Raw genomic sequence first — 14,398 nt, forward strand, 5'->3', positions numbered from 1 at the left:
CCTCTCAGATTCGGGCCAGATCGGTGTCGGGGTGGTTGCCGCAGCGGCGGTAGTCGTCGAAGTCGACCGACAGGCCGTACTTGATGCGCAGATCCTGCAGGCCACGAGCGAGACGGATGAAGTAATCCAGCGACGGCGCTTTTTGCCCGGCGAAGGCCGAGCCGGGGCGCGGCACCCAGGCGATGTAGACCGTGGTGACGCCACGCTCGGCGAGGTATTCCGCTTCACTCAGGGTGGATTCCAGCGCGTCCTTTTCGCTCTTGAAACCGAGCGGTTGCGCCATCTCCACGCCGCCAACGATGCCGGTGCCGACATTGCCGCGACCGAAGATGTCGACCGCCCCGATCAGGCGATCACGCCAGCCCTTGTAGCCGATGTGTTTGGCTTTGCCGGGGCAGATCCAGTTGAACAGTTCTTCGTTGAGCACTTCCAGATCGCTGGTGTAGCTCGACAGGCCGGTTTCCTCATACAGGCGGCGCAACTGGCGTTCATTGAAGGCCGAGCCGATGAGCTGGCTGGGGAATTTTTTGGTGGTGAAGTTCTCGCCGATGGCTTGCAGCAGCTCGATGTAGAAATCCACTTCGAGGTCGAAAATTTCCTTGCCTTTGATCACTGAGCCGGCGGTGAGGCACAGGTTGGTGAAGCGGCCCGGCTCTTTGATGGCTTCAGCCAGGGTTTCCTTCACGTCTTGCGGGCGCAGGCGGTTCGGCACGCCGAGCTCGTCGCGCTGCTGTTTGGTGTGGGTGACGATGTCGCAGAAACGGCAGCCTTCGTTCTCCGCCCAGAAGTAGCAGAAGCTGGACTGGAATACGTTCAGGCGCTGCGGGCGGGCACTGATGATGTGGCTCATCGGCAGGCCGGTACTTGTCTGCTTGTCGTAGTAGGCGGGCTTGGGCCACAGGTCGACCTCTTCCAGTTCGCGGCCTTCGTCGAGAAGCACGAAGCGCCCGTCACGATAATCGACGGTGTAGGGGGCCTGCTCAAGCGGGGTCGGATCGACGAGGATGGTGCTGCCATCGCGCAGCAGCAGGGATTCGGGCAGCGGTTTGATGACTCCGTCACGCGAACCAAAGATGTAGGGGCTGCGCAACTGGTGGATGGCCGGATCAACCGCCGCTTCGGCACGCGGGGTGTAGAACACGCCACGGCGTTGCACGTCGATTTTCAGGGCGACCAGACGCGGGAAGTCGGGATGGGCGGCGAGGGTGTCCTCGAAAGAGGATTCTTCGCGATAACGAGGTTTAAGCAGGGCAACCATGTGGGCTCCTTGACAGACGGGTTTCGGTGCGTGGGTCACAAGACCCTGTTTGATGAATGGATTATCCGAAGGGCGCTGTCCGGTGCGAACCAATTAGTTCTGCTGAGCTTATGCAATCCTTATATGACCTGTCATGACAGGCTGTGGCAAGCTGTTGTTTGAGATACAAATATTTTTATGGCACTTGCCATTGGGATTGTGGTGCTGGTTGTTTAAAGGACTGGAAATGAAGGATTCAGCGTTCGGGCACGGTGCGCCGCAGCCGCTTTACCAGCAATTGCGTGAGGCGCTGCGAAAGAGGATTCTCGATGGTGATTTGCGCCAGCATGAACGCCTGCCTTCGGAAAGCGAGTTGATCAGCAGTTTCGGAGTGAGCCGGATTACGGTACGCCAGGCATTGAACGATCTGGCGCGCGAAGGTCTGATCTTCAAACTGGCGGGCAAGGGCTCATATGTGTCCAAACCACGCCCGATGCAGAGCCTTTCACGCCTGCAAGGTTTTGGTGAGGCGATGTCGCGACTGGGCTACCAGACGGTGAACCGGGTGCTCGGTCTGAGTAATGTCCCGGCCGACGCCACTGTAGCGGCAGGGCTGGAGCTGGAGCCTGGGGCGCTGGTGACGGAAGTGCGTCGGGTGCGTTACCTTGACAGTACGCCGGTATCGCTCGATCTGACCTTTGTTCGCCCCGAACTTGGTGCGCGACTGTCACGCGAGGATCTGGTGAGTCGCGACATCTTCCTGATTCTTGAAAATGATTACCGCATCTCACTTTGACATGCCGATGTGATCATCGACTCGGTGCTTGCCACGCCGGAGCAGGCTGCTTATCTGCAAGTCGAAGCTGGTGCAGCGCTGCTGCACATCGAACGTCTGACCTGCGGCCGGGATGGTGCTCCGCTGGAGTTTGATCACCTGTATTTCCGGGGTGATACCTTCCGCTATCAGGCCCGCGTGGAGCGGGACTGATGGCGAAGGTCAGGCGGCGCTCAGGCAGCGATCTGCTCGTGCGGGTTGCGCGGAAGCTTGCTCAGAAAAGCATCCAGGCCATCCTGCAGACGTTGGATGACTTCTTCAGTCAGATACGATTCAATCTCCGTGCCAGCACGCGTGAACTCCTGGTCGGCAACATTGATGCCGGGCAGGATGTGGCTGGTTTCAAGAGTTTTCAGCACAGGCAATAGCGCGAACTCGAGTGACTGGCGATAAGCGATGCTGCCGCTGGTAGAGAGACTGAGTACGCTCTTGCCATTCAGGCCTCGATGCTGGATCTGGTCGAGAATGGCCTTCAGTGCCGCAGTGAAGGAACCCTGATAAACCGGCGAAGCGATTACCACACCTTGAGCGCGGGCGATGGCAGCATTCAGGGCCTGATGGGCAGGCGTCCCCGATCTGGCGTGGATCAGGTCTTCCGCATTGAAATCGTCAATGCTGAAGCGGGTGACCGTGAAGCCAAGTCGGGCAAGTTGCTGCTCAACACAACGCAGAAGATATGAAGAGCGCGACTGTGGATTGGGGCTGCCCGCCAGGGTGACGATATGTGACATATTTTTTCCTTTAAAGTCAGAGACTCAGGCCGCCAGGGCGTCCGGTTTTATAAGGGTCTTGCCGAGCAGTTGATTCAGCAGCAATTCTTCCAGTGCAGCAAAAGCTGCATCGCTGCGCGCCCGCGGCCGTGGCAGGCGCACATGCAGATCCTGGGTGATCTGCCCGTCTTCGATAAGGATTACGCGATCAGCGAGCGCTATGGCTTCGTGCACGTCATGCGTCACCAGCAGGGCTGTGAAGCCATGTTCGCGCCACAGCGATTCGATCAGGGCGTGCATTTCGATGCGGGTCAGGGCGTCCAATGCACCGAGTGGTTCATCCAGCAGCAGCAGACGCGGGCGGTGTACGAGGGCACGGGCCAGTGCGACCCGCTGACGCTGCCCGCCGGAGAGACGGCTGGGCCAGTCGAAGCGTCGGTCGGCGAGGCCGACTTCATTCAGCACGTCGAGTACTTCCAGATAGCGATCCCGCGTGAGTCCGAGACTGACATTGGCAAGCACCTTCTTCCAGGGGAGCAGGCGGGACTCCTGAAACATGATGCGGGTGTCGTCATGTGTGGACTCCTGGCGACCATCATGCAACTGAACACCACTCTGGATTTCTTCCAGCCCGGCGATCACGCGCAGGAGTGTGCTTTTGCCGCAGCCACTACGCCCGACGATGGCAACGAACTCACCGGGCTGAATGTCCAGGTCGATGCTGCGCAGAACTTCGCGCTCGCCATAGCGTTTGACGATACTGCGCAGGCTCAGGCCCGTACCTTTTGCATTGACGATGGCAGCACTGCTGGCCAAGGCTTCAGTTTCACGTGAATTGTGGTTCATGGCTTTCACCTCCTGATTCAGTTCAGTGTTGATATCCGGGATGCCAGCGCAGCCAGAAGCGCTCCAGCCCTCGCGCCGTGAGATCGGCAAACTTGCCGAGCAGGGCGTAGAGCAGGATTCCGACCAGCACAATGTCGGTTTGCAGGAATTCGCGGGCATTCATGGTCATGTAACCGATGCCTGAGCTGGCCGAAATGGTTTCAGCCACGATCAGGATTACCCACATGAAGCCTAGCGAGAAGCGCACGCCGACCAGGATCGAAGCGGTTGCGCCGGGAAGGATGACGTCGCGATACAGGCCCCAGCCGGAAAGGCCATAGCTGCGTCCCATCTCGATGAGCGTGGCGTCAACCGAGCGGATGCCGTGATAGGTGTTCAGATAGATCGGGAAGAAAACCCCGATGGATACCAGAAACAGCTTGGCCCCTTCATCGATACCGAACCACAGGATCACCAGCGGGATCAGCGCCAGCGGCGGGATGTTGCGCACCATCTGCAAGCTGGTGTCGAGCAGGATTTCAGCGCGCCTGAAACTGCCTGTTAACAACCCCAGCAGCAGCCCGGCCCCCCCGCCAATGGCAAAACCGGACAAGGCCCGACGGGCGCTGACCGCCACGTGTTGCCATAGCTCTCCTGACAACGCGAGAGTCCAGGCGGCTTTGCCGATAGCCAGTGGCGCTGGCAAGACGCGGCTGGAGAGCCAGCCAGTCTGGGCTGCGAGTTGCCACAGGAGCAGCAGCAAGACCGGTGCCACCCAGGGAAGTGATCGTTGCCAGACGAGACGGGGCAGGGACTGACTCATGCAGGAACCTTTCTGTCTTCATGTTCCGGTCGCCCTGTTCTGGCTGGAACAAAGTGGTTGCCGACGATTTCGCCGAATGGGCCAGTCAGCGTCTTCCCCGGCAGGCGATCGGATGTGGTGTGCTCCAGCGGCAGCAACGGAAAGACCAGTTCGGCAAAGCGATAAGCCTCTTCCAGATGCGGGTAGCCTGAAAGCACGAAAGCCTCTGCACCGATAGCCTGATACTCGCGCAGCTTGGCCGCTACCTGTTGCGGATTACCGACGATGGCGGTGCCTGCACCACCTCGTACGAGGCCGACACCCGCCCACAGATGCGGGTCTATTTCCAGGTCGGCACGTGTCCGACCCTTGCCTTGACCATGCAGGGCAGCCATGCGGCGTTGGCCTTCGGATTCCATCTTGCCCAGAGCGCCCTGAGCACGTGCCACGGTCTCGTCATCGAGCCGGCTGATCAGGGACTCAGCTGCGGCCCAGGCTTCTTCCTCGGTTTCGCGAACGATCACGTGCAGGCGTACGCCGAACTTCACCTTGCGCCCATGTCTGGCGGCGCGGGCGCGCACATCATCGAATTTCTTCCTGACCTCTGCTGGTGGCTCACCCCATGACAGATAAGTCTCAACCTGTTCGGCCGCCAGATCATGGGCAACGTCCGAGGAGCCGCCGAACCACACTGGCGGATGCGGATTCTGGATCGGCGGGTAGAGAAGACGGGCTCCGGATACCTGCAGGTGCTCGCCCTTGAAGTCAAAACTTTCATTGGAGTGACTGCGGGCGATGATTTCCCGCCAGATCCGGATGAATTCGCCTGCTGCGGCATAGCGCTCGGCATGTGACTGGAACAGTCCATCACCCGCGAGTTCGCTGGAGTCTCCACCGGTAACCAGATTGACCAGCAGGCGTCCGCCGGAGAGACGGTCAAACGTTGCTGCCATGCGTGCGGCGAGCGCAGGTTGAGTAAGTCCGGGGCGCAGCGCAACGAGAAAGCGCAAATTGCGAGTGGCACCGATCAGGCTGGCGGTGACGACCCACGGATCTTCGCAGGAACGCCCGGTGGGCGTGAGTACGCCGTAATAGCCAAGCTGATCGGCTGCCTGTGCGATCTGGCGCAGATAGTCGAGACTGACTTCGCGAGCCCCTTCGCTGGTGCCGAGGTAGCGACTGTCGCCGTGGGTGGGCAGAAACCAAAGGATTTTCATTGTGCTTTTCTCTGTGGGAATGAAACGGTGAAAACACCGAATGGCCGGGGCGCTGTACCGCGCCTCCAGCCCTGGGTTAATGAGGATCAGCGTTTCAGGGCGGCGTCACGCACCTTGATGGCCTTCGGAATCAGCTTCAGTTCGAAGAAGGTGTCGGCCACCTTCTGCTGGTTGTCGAGGATCTTGTCGTCAATGGCCACGGTTTGCAGCTCATAGCGCGTCAATGCCTGTTCCACGATGGCAGGATCAAGCCCTTGCAGTGGCGCGATGATGGCTGCCGCTGCTTTCACGTCCTTCTTGATGATCAGCGCATGCTTCTGTGACTCCTCGAAAATCAGCTTGATCACGTCAGCTCGTTTCTCCGCGAATTCGCGTTCGGCCAGGAAGAAGTTGTAGTTGCTGACGATGCCGGTGCCATCGGCAAGGATGCGGGCATTAGCCTGCTTCTCGGCTGCCGAGAGGAAGGGCTCCCAGATGACCCAGGCATCGATACTGCCTTTTTCGAATGCGGCACGTGCGTCGGCGGGGGGCAGGAATACAGGGGTGATGTCGCTGTACTTCAGACCAGCCTTCTCAAGCGCCTTGACCAGCAGGTAATGCACGTTGGAGCCCTTGTTCAGTACAACCTTCTTGCCCTTCAGGTCGGCTACGGTTTTGATGGCCGAGTTTTTCGGCACAAGGATCGCTTCGGCCTGGGGGGAGGGGATTTCGGTGCCGACGTAAATGAAATTCGCACCGGCCGCCTGAGCGAAGATTGGCGGAGCTTCGCCGACGTTGCCGATATCGATGGCGCCAACATTCAGACCTTCAAGAAGTTGCGGGCCAGCCGGAAATTCAACCCATTTCACTTCGATGCCTTTCGGCGCGAGCAGCTTCTCGAGGGTGCCTTGTGACCTGATCAGAGACAGGATGCTGGCGGACTTCTGGAATCCGATGCGCAGCTGCTTCGGGTTGTATTCGGCAGAGGCTGGCGTTGCCATGCCAAGTGTGGCCATAGCCAGGACGGCAGCAAGCAGCTGGCGATGGAAACTCTTCGGTGTATTCATTTGATTGCTCCCTGTGGTGAGTGAGTGATTCGTCGGCATCTGCATGCTCTGGACATGACGCACTCTATTCAGGGGAGACATCCAAGGGAACGAAGGATTTCAGAATTGCTTATGCACAAGGCGCGAGGTGATCTGGTTGTGCTTATCAACATTCTGGATAAGCGAACAACTTTTTATTCGTTTTGCTGGTTAAAGCCAGCACATATGCTGCAGTCCATTCCCAAGGCCAGCATTCATTCCTGATGGATGCATGGTGCTCGCCAAATACCGAATATGGAGGAAGTGATGCCTTTATCTACTCTTCAGGATGCTCCTGCAAATGCGGCAAACCGTCATGGCTTGAGTCAGGCTCTGTCTGCCGATGAAACTTATGCAAAAGAAATTCTTGTTCGGGCACGTGAACGCGCTGCAGAGCGGAGTCTCCCGTTCTCGGGTGGTGTAACGCCTGTCGAAGCCTGGGAGTTGTTCAATCAGGGAGCCGCTTTGATCGTCGATGTCCGTAGTGCAGAAGAGCGCAAGTTTGTAGGACACGTTCCGGAAACCTTGCATGTTGCCTGGGCGACCGGGACTGCACTGACACGCAATCCGCGTTTCGCCAGAGAACTTGAGGCAAAAGTCGGAAAAGAGGCTGTTGTTCTTCTTCTGTGCCGCAGTGGGAAACGTTCTGCTCTGGCGGCAGAAGTTGCAGCCAAGGCTGGTTTCAAGAATGTTTTCAATGTGTTCGAAGGCTTCGAAGGCGACTTGAACGACCTGCAGCAGCGTGGCGAGAGCAACGGCTGGAAGCACTGGAATCTACCTTGGGTACAGGACTGATCATTTGGTTCTGAACGAAAGAATTTCAATCAGAAGTCGGAGATACAAACATGTCTAAATGGTTTTCAGATAATTCCAGATCCATTGGTGGAACGCCGCTGGTCAAGCTCAACCGCATCACCGGTGGCGCTGGTGCCACGGTGCTGGCGAAGATAGAAGGACGGAATCCCGCATACTCTGTCAAATGCCGGATCGGTGCCGCCTTGATCGACGACGCGGAAAAGCGTGGCCTGCTCGGGCCGGGCAAGGAACTGGTCGAGCCTACCAGTGGCAACACCGGGATTGCACTGGCCTTCGTCGCCGCTGCACGCGGCATTCCGCTGACCCTGACGATGCCTGAGACGATGAGCCTGGAGCGGCGCAAGCTGCTGGTTGCTTACGGAGCCAGGCTGGTGCTGACCGAAGGCGCCAAGGGTATGAGTGGTGCGATTGCCAAGGCAGAGGAAATTGCGGCGTCGGACCCCAAGTATGTGCTGCTGCAGCAGTTCAAGAATCCGGCCAACCCGGCCATCCACGAAGCCACCACGGGCCCCGAGATCTGGGATGCTACCGATGGTGCGGTGGATATCTTCGTTTCCGGCGTGGGTACGGGCGGCACGATTACCGGGGTGTCGCGCTATATCAAAAAAGCCAAAGGCAAGGCGATTACTTCCGTGGCGGTTGAGCCGGCGTCCAGTCCGGTGTTGAGCCAGACGCGCAATGGCGAGCCGGTCAAGCCGGGGCCGCACAAGATCCAGGGCATCGGCGCCGGTTTCGTGCCTGGCGTTCTGGATCTGTCGCTGGTAGATAGCATCGAGCAGGTCAGCAATGAAGATGCTGTCGAGTTTGCCCGTCGCCTGGCGCGCGAAGAAGGGATTCTGTCCGGTATCTCCAGCGGTGCTGCTGCAGCCGTCGCTGTGCGTCTGGCCCAGAAGCCCGAAAATGCGGGCAAGACCATCGTGGCAATCCTGCCGGATTCGGGTGAGCGCTATCTGAGCTCGGTGTTGTTTGAGGGGCTTTTTGACGCGGCCGGGATCGCGGCATGAACATCAGGCTTTCGTCCCTGGATGGGGCCGGTGCTTCAATGCTGGCCTCCGCCACGCCGAACTGGGATCTGGACCGTGTCGTTGCCGGCCTGCGTGAAGTACGCGAAAGCTGGCGTGAGGCCCAGCAGCGCCGCCATGAATATGGCGGGCGCGAGCTGCCGTCGCCGGAAACCCTGCGTCAGCTTCTGCTGTCCCTGCGGGGGGCACTGTTTCCAATGCGTCTCGGTCCAGCCGACTTGCGTCAGGAAAGCGAGGATTTCTACGTCGGCCATACCCTGGATGCGGCCTTGAACAACTTGCTCGTCCAGGTACGGCTTGAGTTGCGCTATGCAGCCCGCCAGACAAACGCGGGGGCTACCTCGCTGGAACTTCAGGCAGCAGGCATTGTGCGTGATTTTGCTGGCGCCTTGCCGGATATCCGTCGCCTGCTTGATACCGACGTGGCGGCAGCTTTTCGCGGTGACCCTGCCGCGCGCAGCGTGGATGAAGTGCTGCTGTGCTATCCCGGCGTCGTGGCAATGATTCATCACCGCATTGCCCACAAGCTGCATCAGCTTGGCGTTCCTCTGCTGGCACGCATCGTGGCGGAGCTGGCGCATTCCGAAACCGGAATTGACATTCATCCCGGTGCGCAGATCGGCCCGGGGTTCTTCATCGATCACGGGACGGGTGTGGTGATCGGAGAAACCGCCATCATCGGCCGCAACGTGCGTGTCTACCAGGCGGTCACCCTGGGGGCCAAGCGTTTTAGCAGCGATGAGGCAGGCACGTTGCACAAGGGCTTGCCGCGTCATCCGATTGTTGAAGATGACGTGGTGATCTACGCCGGCGCATCGGTACTGGGGCGGGTCACCATCGGCAAGGGCTCGGTGATTGGCGGCAATGTCTGGCTGACGCGCAGTGTTTCAGCGGGAAGCAACGTGACGCAGGCCAATTCCCAGCATGAAGTGCTGAACCACGGTGGAGGGATTTAAGCATGAGTCCGGTCGTCAACCGATTCCCTGCCGTCGTACGCCAGTTGCGCGAAGCGCGTGGCTGGTCGCAGGAAGAGCTCGCCGAGCGTGCCGATCTGAACCGTTCCTATGTGGGTGAGATCGAGCGCGGTATTGCCATGCCTTCACTGGTGACCATCAACAAACTTGCCTGCGGTTTCGAGCTTTTGCCCTCCTATCTGCTGGCGCGCTGTGAGCAACATTGATGGCTTTGTGCTGGCGATAGCATGTTGAGACACGCTTAGAAGAAAAGCATATTTGGTAAGACGTTTTCCTGATAAACCCTGAATCTTGCAAGGAGCCATGAATGGCCGCAAATGAAGTCCAGCAAGCGCTTGGCGATAACGCCGCACGCCAGCTTGCGAATGCCACCAAGACTGTCCCGCAGCTTTCCATCATCACGCCGCGCTGGCTGACCCATCTGCTGCAGTGGCAACCCGTCGAGGCTGGTATCTACCGCCTGAACAAGGTCAAGAATCCGCTGGATGTGCAGGTAACCTGCACTCAGCGCGAAGGCTTCGGCGAACTGCCGAACACCTTCGTTGATTACGAAGAAGCCCCGCGCGAGTACTTCCTCAATGCAGTCAGCACCGTGCTGGACGTGCAGACCCGCGTGTCCGATCTCTACAGCAGCCCGCATGACCAGATCAAGGAACAACTGCGCCTGACGATCGAAACGATCAAGGAGCGTCAGGAGTCCGAACTCATCAACAATCCGGACTACGGCCTGCTTGCGAGCGTGCATCCGGATCAGATCATCTATCCGCTGACAGGCGCACCGACGCCGGACGATCTGGACGAGCTGCTCACCAAGGTGTGGAAAGAGCCGGCCTTCTTCCTGACTCACCCGCTGGCGATTGCCGCCTTCGGCCGTGAGTGCACGCGCCGTGGCGTGCCGCCCCCCACAGTGTCGCTCTTCGGCTCGCAGTTCCTGACCTGGCGCGGCATCCCGCTGATCCCGTCGGACAAGGTGCCGGTGGCCGATGGCAAGACCAAGATTTTGCTGATCCGCGTGGGCGAGAAGCGCCAGGGCGTGGTTGGCCTGTTCCAGCCGGGTCTGGCGGGCGAACAAAGCCCGGGTCTGTCTGTGCGCTTCATGGGCATCAACCGCAACGCCATCGCGTCCTACCTGATTTCGCTGTACTGCTCGCTGGCTGTGCTGACCGACGACGCGCTGGCCGTGCTTGATGATGTGGAGATCGGCAAGTTCCATGACTACCCAGACACCTACAAGTAATCCTGCAGGCGCAGGCAGCTTGGGTGGTGTGACGGGGCTGACGCCGCCGGCTGGCCTTCCCGAGGGGCCTCCCTCGGGCCTGCCGGATGTGGCAAGCCTGGCAAAGCTGGCGGGCGAATTCTTTTCCGCCTTGCCGACGACAGCGCTCCCAGGTGGTGCCACTAATGGTTTGCCCCTCGGGCTGAGCCATCTGGGTGGCCCGTCGCAGCTCGCTACGCCGCCTCAGCCATCCGAGCCGGTGTTGGCACTTGGTGCGCGAGCCCCTGCGCTCGCTCCGGTTGCCCAGACACAGACCGGGCTGCCTGAAAAGGCGGTGGATTCTGCTGGCGTATCGAGCCGTTCTCCGGCGCAGGGCGTGCCCGAAGCCTATGCGGCCTCGCTGCCCAGCATCGATCTGCCGCAAGCCCCCGTGCAAGCGCCAGCAACGCCGCCCAGCTCACCGTATTACTTCCTCGGTGAAACGAGCGCGTATCCGGTTGCCGACGAAGTCGATGTGCCGCGTGAAGATCGCGTGACAGCCCGTTCTTTCGGTTTGCCCGGTGAGGACGAGTTGTGTGCGTTGCTCGGTGGTGTGCCGCCAACCGCTGCTGCTCCGACTGCCGAACCTGCGAAGAAGGATCAGTGGTTCTACTTCACGGATCTGACTCGTAACGAGAATGGTCGTGCTCCGGCGTCGCAAGCCGGCGCACGTCCGCCTTTCGATGTGAACGCCGTGCGCCGCGACTTTCCGATCCTGCAGGAACGCGTTAATGGCAAGCAGCTGGTCTGGTTCGACAACGCTGCCACCACCCACAAGCCGCAGGCCGTGATCGACCGTCTGGCTTACTTCTACGCCCACGAGAATTCCAATATTCACCGTGCGGCGCATGAACTGGCTGCGCGGGCGACGGATGCCTACGAGGGGGCGCGCAACAAGGTCAAACGCTTCATCGGTGCCAGCTCCACGGAGGAAATCATCTTCGTGCGCGGCGCCACCGAAGCGATCAATCTGGTTGCCAAGACCTGGGGCGCGCAGAACATCGGCGAGGGGGACGAGATCATCGTCTCCAATCTGGAGCACCATGCCAACATCGTTCCCTGGCAGCAGCTGGCTGCTGCCAAGGGTGCGAAGCTGCGTGTGATACCGGTGGATGACACGGGGCAGATCCTGCTCGACGAGTATCGCAAGTTGCTCAACGACAAGACCAGGATCGTCGCGGTGACGCAAGTCTCCAACGCGCTCGGCACCGTCACGCCGATCAAGGATATTGTCGCCCTCGCACACAGCGTGGGTGCCAAGGCGCTGGTCGACGGCGCGCAATCCGTGTCGCACATGCGGGTGAATGTGCAGCAGCTGGATGCCGACTTCTTCGTCTTCTCGGGCCACAAGATCTTCGGCCCGACCGGCATCGGCGTGGTCTACGGCAAACGCGACATCCTCGAAAACATGCCGCCCTGGCAGGGTGGGGGCAACATGATCGCGGACGTCACGTTTGAGCGCACGATCTATCAGCCGCCGCCCAACCGCTTCGAAGCCGGCACCGGCAACATCGCGGATGCGGTAGGCCTCGGCGCGGCGCTGGATTATGTGGATCGCATCGGCATCGAGAATATCGGGAGCTACGAGCACGATCTGCTGGCTTATGCCACGCAAGGCTTGCTGACGATTCCGGGTATCCGCCTGATCGGCACGGCGGCCGAGAAAGCCAGTGTTGCGTCCTTCGTGCTCAAGGGCTTCACCACGCAGGAAGTGGGCGAAGCACTGAACCGCGAAGGCATTGCGGTGCGTACCGGCCACCATTGCGCCCAGCCGATTCTGCGGCGCTTCGGTGTCGAGCAGACCGTGCGGCCCTCGCTGGCTTTCTACAACACCTGCGAAGAGGTCGATCGCATGGTGCGCGTGGTGTATCAGCTGGCGACTTCGCGTCGTTGAGTGTGTTGTAAGCAATCGCAAGCCGGCAGCCGGGAAACCGCTGCCGGCTTTTTCATTTGAGAGAGTCCGAATATGGAATGCACCGTCAGCTGGGCCGGGGAGGCCCGTTTTATTGCCTCAACCGGCAGTGGTCACGAAGTCCGCATGGAAGGCGGGGCAGGCGAGCTGGGAGGGAAAAACCAGTTTCCCCGACCGATGGAAATGATTCTGGCCGGCGCTGGCGGCTGCACTGCTTACGACATCGTTGTGCTTCTCAGGCGTGAGGGCTATGCGGTAGAGGGATGCAAGATTCGTCTTGATGCCGAGCGAGCAGGAAGCGAGCCCAAAGTATTCACACGCATCCATTATCACTACACGGTGAGCGGGCGTGACATTGAGCCAGACGCCGTGGCGCGTGCGATCGCGCTGTCTGCCGGAAAGTACAGCTCAGCGGCGAACATGCTGTGCAAGACCGCACAGCTCGTTCACGACTTCGAGGTCGTCAACGCGGTCTGAGCGGAGATGTTTTCGACTCGCCCGATCTCCGGTTCGCGGATGGGCAGGTTCACCAGTGCGGCGAACGCGGCCAGGCCCATGTCGGCCCACCACATCGGCGTCAGGCTGTTCCAGCGTGCCAGTGCCAGGCCACCCAGCCAGGCACCGAGAAAGCCGCCGATCTGGTGTGAGAGCAGGGTCAGGCCGAAGAGTGTCGACAGATAGCGATTGCCGAAGAGTTTGCTGACCACACCAGCGGTGGGCGGCACGGTGGCGAGCCAGGTGGCGCCGAGGCCGGCGGCGAAGAGGTAGAAGCTGGCGGATGTGCGCGGGCTGGCGAGAAAGAGCAGGACCATCGCGGCGCGTGCGCCATACAGCCAGACCAGAATCAGTTTGCTGCGCAAGTGCTGCACCAGCCAGCCGGCGGTGAGGCTGCCGAGGATGTTGAAGAGGCCGATCACCGCCAGCGAGCCGCTCGCCACGCCAGCGGGCAGCACGCACAGACTTACTTCGCCGGGCAGATGGGTGACGAGAAAGGCAATGTGGAAGCCGCAGGTAAAAAAGCCCGCATGCAGCAGCAGGTAACTGCGATCCCGCAATGCCGTGCGGAGCACGCTGGAGAGCCGCTCCCCGCCTTGCTCTGCAGCATGCATGCGCGCAGAGGTAATGCTGGCGGGCCTCTTCAGGATGCGGGCCAGGGGCAGGGCGCACAGCGTGATGAAGGCAAGCCCGCACAAGGCACCGACCCAGCCACTGAACAGGATCAAGCCTTGCACCAGCGGCGCAAAGAGGAACTGGCCGACGCTGCCGCCCGCGTTGATGATGCCGGCGCTCATGCCACGGTGTTGCGGCGGCAGGCGCTGGGCAATCGCTCCGATCAGCACCGAGAAAGCACCGGAACCGGTGCCGGCGGCCATCAAGACGCCGAGCACCAGACTCAGGCCCGGCGTCGAGTGCATCAGCGGCGTCAGCAGCAAGCCGACAGCCTGCAGAATCAGTGCGGCCACCAGTACGCGGCCCGGACCATAGCGGTCAGCCACCGCGCCGGCAACTGGCTGGATCGCGCCCCACACGAACTGGTTCACGGCCATTGCCAGGCTGATGCTGGCGATGCCCAGGCCGGTGGCGGTATTCAGTGGCGAGACGAACAGCCCGAGCGACAAGCGCGTGCCCAAGGTGACGGCGAGTACTGCGGCGGCGGCCAGGGCGAGCCTGATCCAGTGGTTCGGGTGAGGAGTGCCGGTCATGACGATGGAAAACTTGACGGAGCAGC

General features: G+C 60.4%; 14 protein-coding genes and 1 pseudogene. 8 read left to right on the forward strand and 7 right to left on the reverse strand.

The window, feature by feature from the left end; genetic code table 11:
* Positions 1-4 precede the first annotated feature (4 nt).
* Positions 5-1,258, reverse strand: a complete 1,254-nt coding sequence (locus Q9Q94_RS14790) for a radical SAM protein (protein WP_305980880.1) — start codon at positions 1,256-1,258, stop codon at positions 5-7.
* 226 nt (positions 1,259-1,484) lie between these two features.
* On the opposite strand from Q9Q94_RS14790, the pseudogene Q9Q94_RS14795 reads away from it, so the two are divergent.
* Positions 1,485-2,225 (forward strand): annotated as a pseudogene (locus Q9Q94_RS14795) (GntR family transcriptional regulator).
* 20 nt (positions 2,226-2,245) lie between these two features.
* Here the strand turns inward: Q9Q94_RS14795 and Q9Q94_RS14800 are convergent.
* From Q9Q94_RS14800 to Q9Q94_RS14820, 5 genes are all read right to left on the reverse strand, one after another.
* Positions 2,246-2,803 (reverse strand): NAD(P)H-dependent oxidoreductase, encoded by a 558-nt coding sequence (locus Q9Q94_RS14800; protein ID WP_305980881.1) that lies wholly within the window; start codon positions 2,801-2,803, stop codon positions 2,246-2,248.
* 24 nt (positions 2,804-2,827) lie between these two features.
* Positions 2,828-3,628: an ATP-binding cassette domain-containing protein gene (locus Q9Q94_RS14805; RefSeq protein WP_305980882.1), complete on the reverse strand. Its 801-nt coding sequence runs from the start codon at positions 3,626-3,628 to the stop codon at positions 2,828-2,830.
* Positions 3,629-3,650: 22 nt separating this feature from the next.
* Positions 3,651-4,430 carry an aliphatic sulfonate ABC transporter permease SsuC gene (gene ssuC, locus Q9Q94_RS14810; RefSeq protein ID WP_305980883.1) on the reverse strand — a complete coding sequence of 260 codons (780 nt, stop codon included), beginning with the start codon at positions 4,428-4,430 and terminating at the stop codon, positions 3,651-3,653.
* On the reverse strand, positions 4,427-5,626 hold the full coding sequence (ssuD, locus tag Q9Q94_RS14815) for an FMNH2-dependent alkanesulfonate monooxygenase (protein WP_305980884.1): 1,200 nt from the start codon (positions 5,624-5,626) through the stop codon (positions 4,427-4,429). Before ssuD ends, ssuC begins: the two co-directional genes overlap by 4 nt.
* A gap of 86 nt (positions 5,627-5,712) precedes the next feature.
* Positions 5,713-6,672 (reverse strand): sulfonate ABC transporter substrate-binding protein, encoded by a 960-nt coding sequence (locus tag Q9Q94_RS14820; RefSeq protein ID WP_305980885.1) that lies wholly within the window; start codon positions 6,670-6,672, stop codon positions 5,713-5,715.
* 285 nt (positions 6,673-6,957) lie between these two features.
* Here Q9Q94_RS14820 and Q9Q94_RS14825 point away from each other — a divergent pair, with 285 nt between their 5' ends.
* The 7 genes from Q9Q94_RS14825 (at position 6,958) to Q9Q94_RS14855 (ending at position 13,146) form a co-directional block, all read left to right on the forward strand.
* Entirely contained in the window at positions 6,958-7,485 is a 528-nt protein-coding gene (locus Q9Q94_RS14825; protein WP_305980886.1) for a rhodanese-like domain-containing protein, read from the forward strand.
* 50 nt (positions 7,486-7,535) lie between these two features.
* Positions 7,536-8,510: a cysteine synthase A gene (cysK, locus tag Q9Q94_RS14830; RefSeq protein WP_305980887.1), complete on the forward strand. Its 975-nt coding sequence runs from the start codon at positions 7,536-7,538 to the stop codon at positions 8,508-8,510.
* A 41-nt stretch (positions 8,511-8,551) separates the two neighbouring features.
* Positions 8,552-9,484 (forward strand): serine O-acetyltransferase EpsC, encoded by a 933-nt coding sequence (epsC, locus tag Q9Q94_RS14835; RefSeq protein WP_371929859.1) that lies wholly within the window; start codon positions 8,552-8,554, stop codon positions 9,482-9,484.
* Between the two features lie 2 nt (positions 9,485-9,486).
* Positions 9,487-9,708 (forward strand): helix-turn-helix domain-containing protein, encoded by a 222-nt coding sequence (locus Q9Q94_RS14840; protein ID WP_305980889.1) that lies wholly within the window; start codon positions 9,487-9,489, stop codon positions 9,706-9,708.
* Between the two features lie 101 nt (positions 9,709-9,809).
* Positions 9,810-10,739, forward strand: a complete 930-nt coding sequence (locus Q9Q94_RS14845; RefSeq protein ID WP_305980890.1) for a family 2A encapsulin nanocompartment shell protein — start codon at positions 9,810-9,812, stop codon at positions 10,737-10,739.
* Positions 10,714-12,651: a family 2A encapsulin nanocompartment cargo protein cysteine desulfurase gene (locus Q9Q94_RS14850; RefSeq protein ID WP_305980891.1), complete on the forward strand. Its 1,938-nt coding sequence runs from the start codon at positions 10,714-10,716 to the stop codon at positions 12,649-12,651. The genes Q9Q94_RS14845 and Q9Q94_RS14850 overlap by 26 nt, the downstream gene beginning before the upstream one ends.
* Positions 12,652-12,723: 72 nt before the next feature.
* Entirely contained in the window at positions 12,724-13,146 is a 423-nt protein-coding gene (locus tag Q9Q94_RS14855) for an OsmC family protein (protein WP_305980892.1), read from the forward strand.
* On the opposite strand, the gene Q9Q94_RS14860 is transcribed toward Q9Q94_RS14855, so the two are convergent.
* Positions 13,116-14,372: an MFS transporter gene (locus Q9Q94_RS14860; protein ID WP_305980933.1), complete on the reverse strand. Its 1,257-nt coding sequence runs from the start codon at positions 14,370-14,372 to the stop codon at positions 13,116-13,118. The genes Q9Q94_RS14855 and Q9Q94_RS14860 overlap by 31 nt on opposite strands.
* Positions 14,373-14,398 lie beyond the last annotated feature (26 nt).

Source organism: Uliginosibacterium sp. 31-16 (assembly GCF_030730865.1).
GTDB lineage: Bacteria > Pseudomonadota > Gammaproteobacteria > Burkholderiales > Rhodocyclaceae > Uliginosibacterium.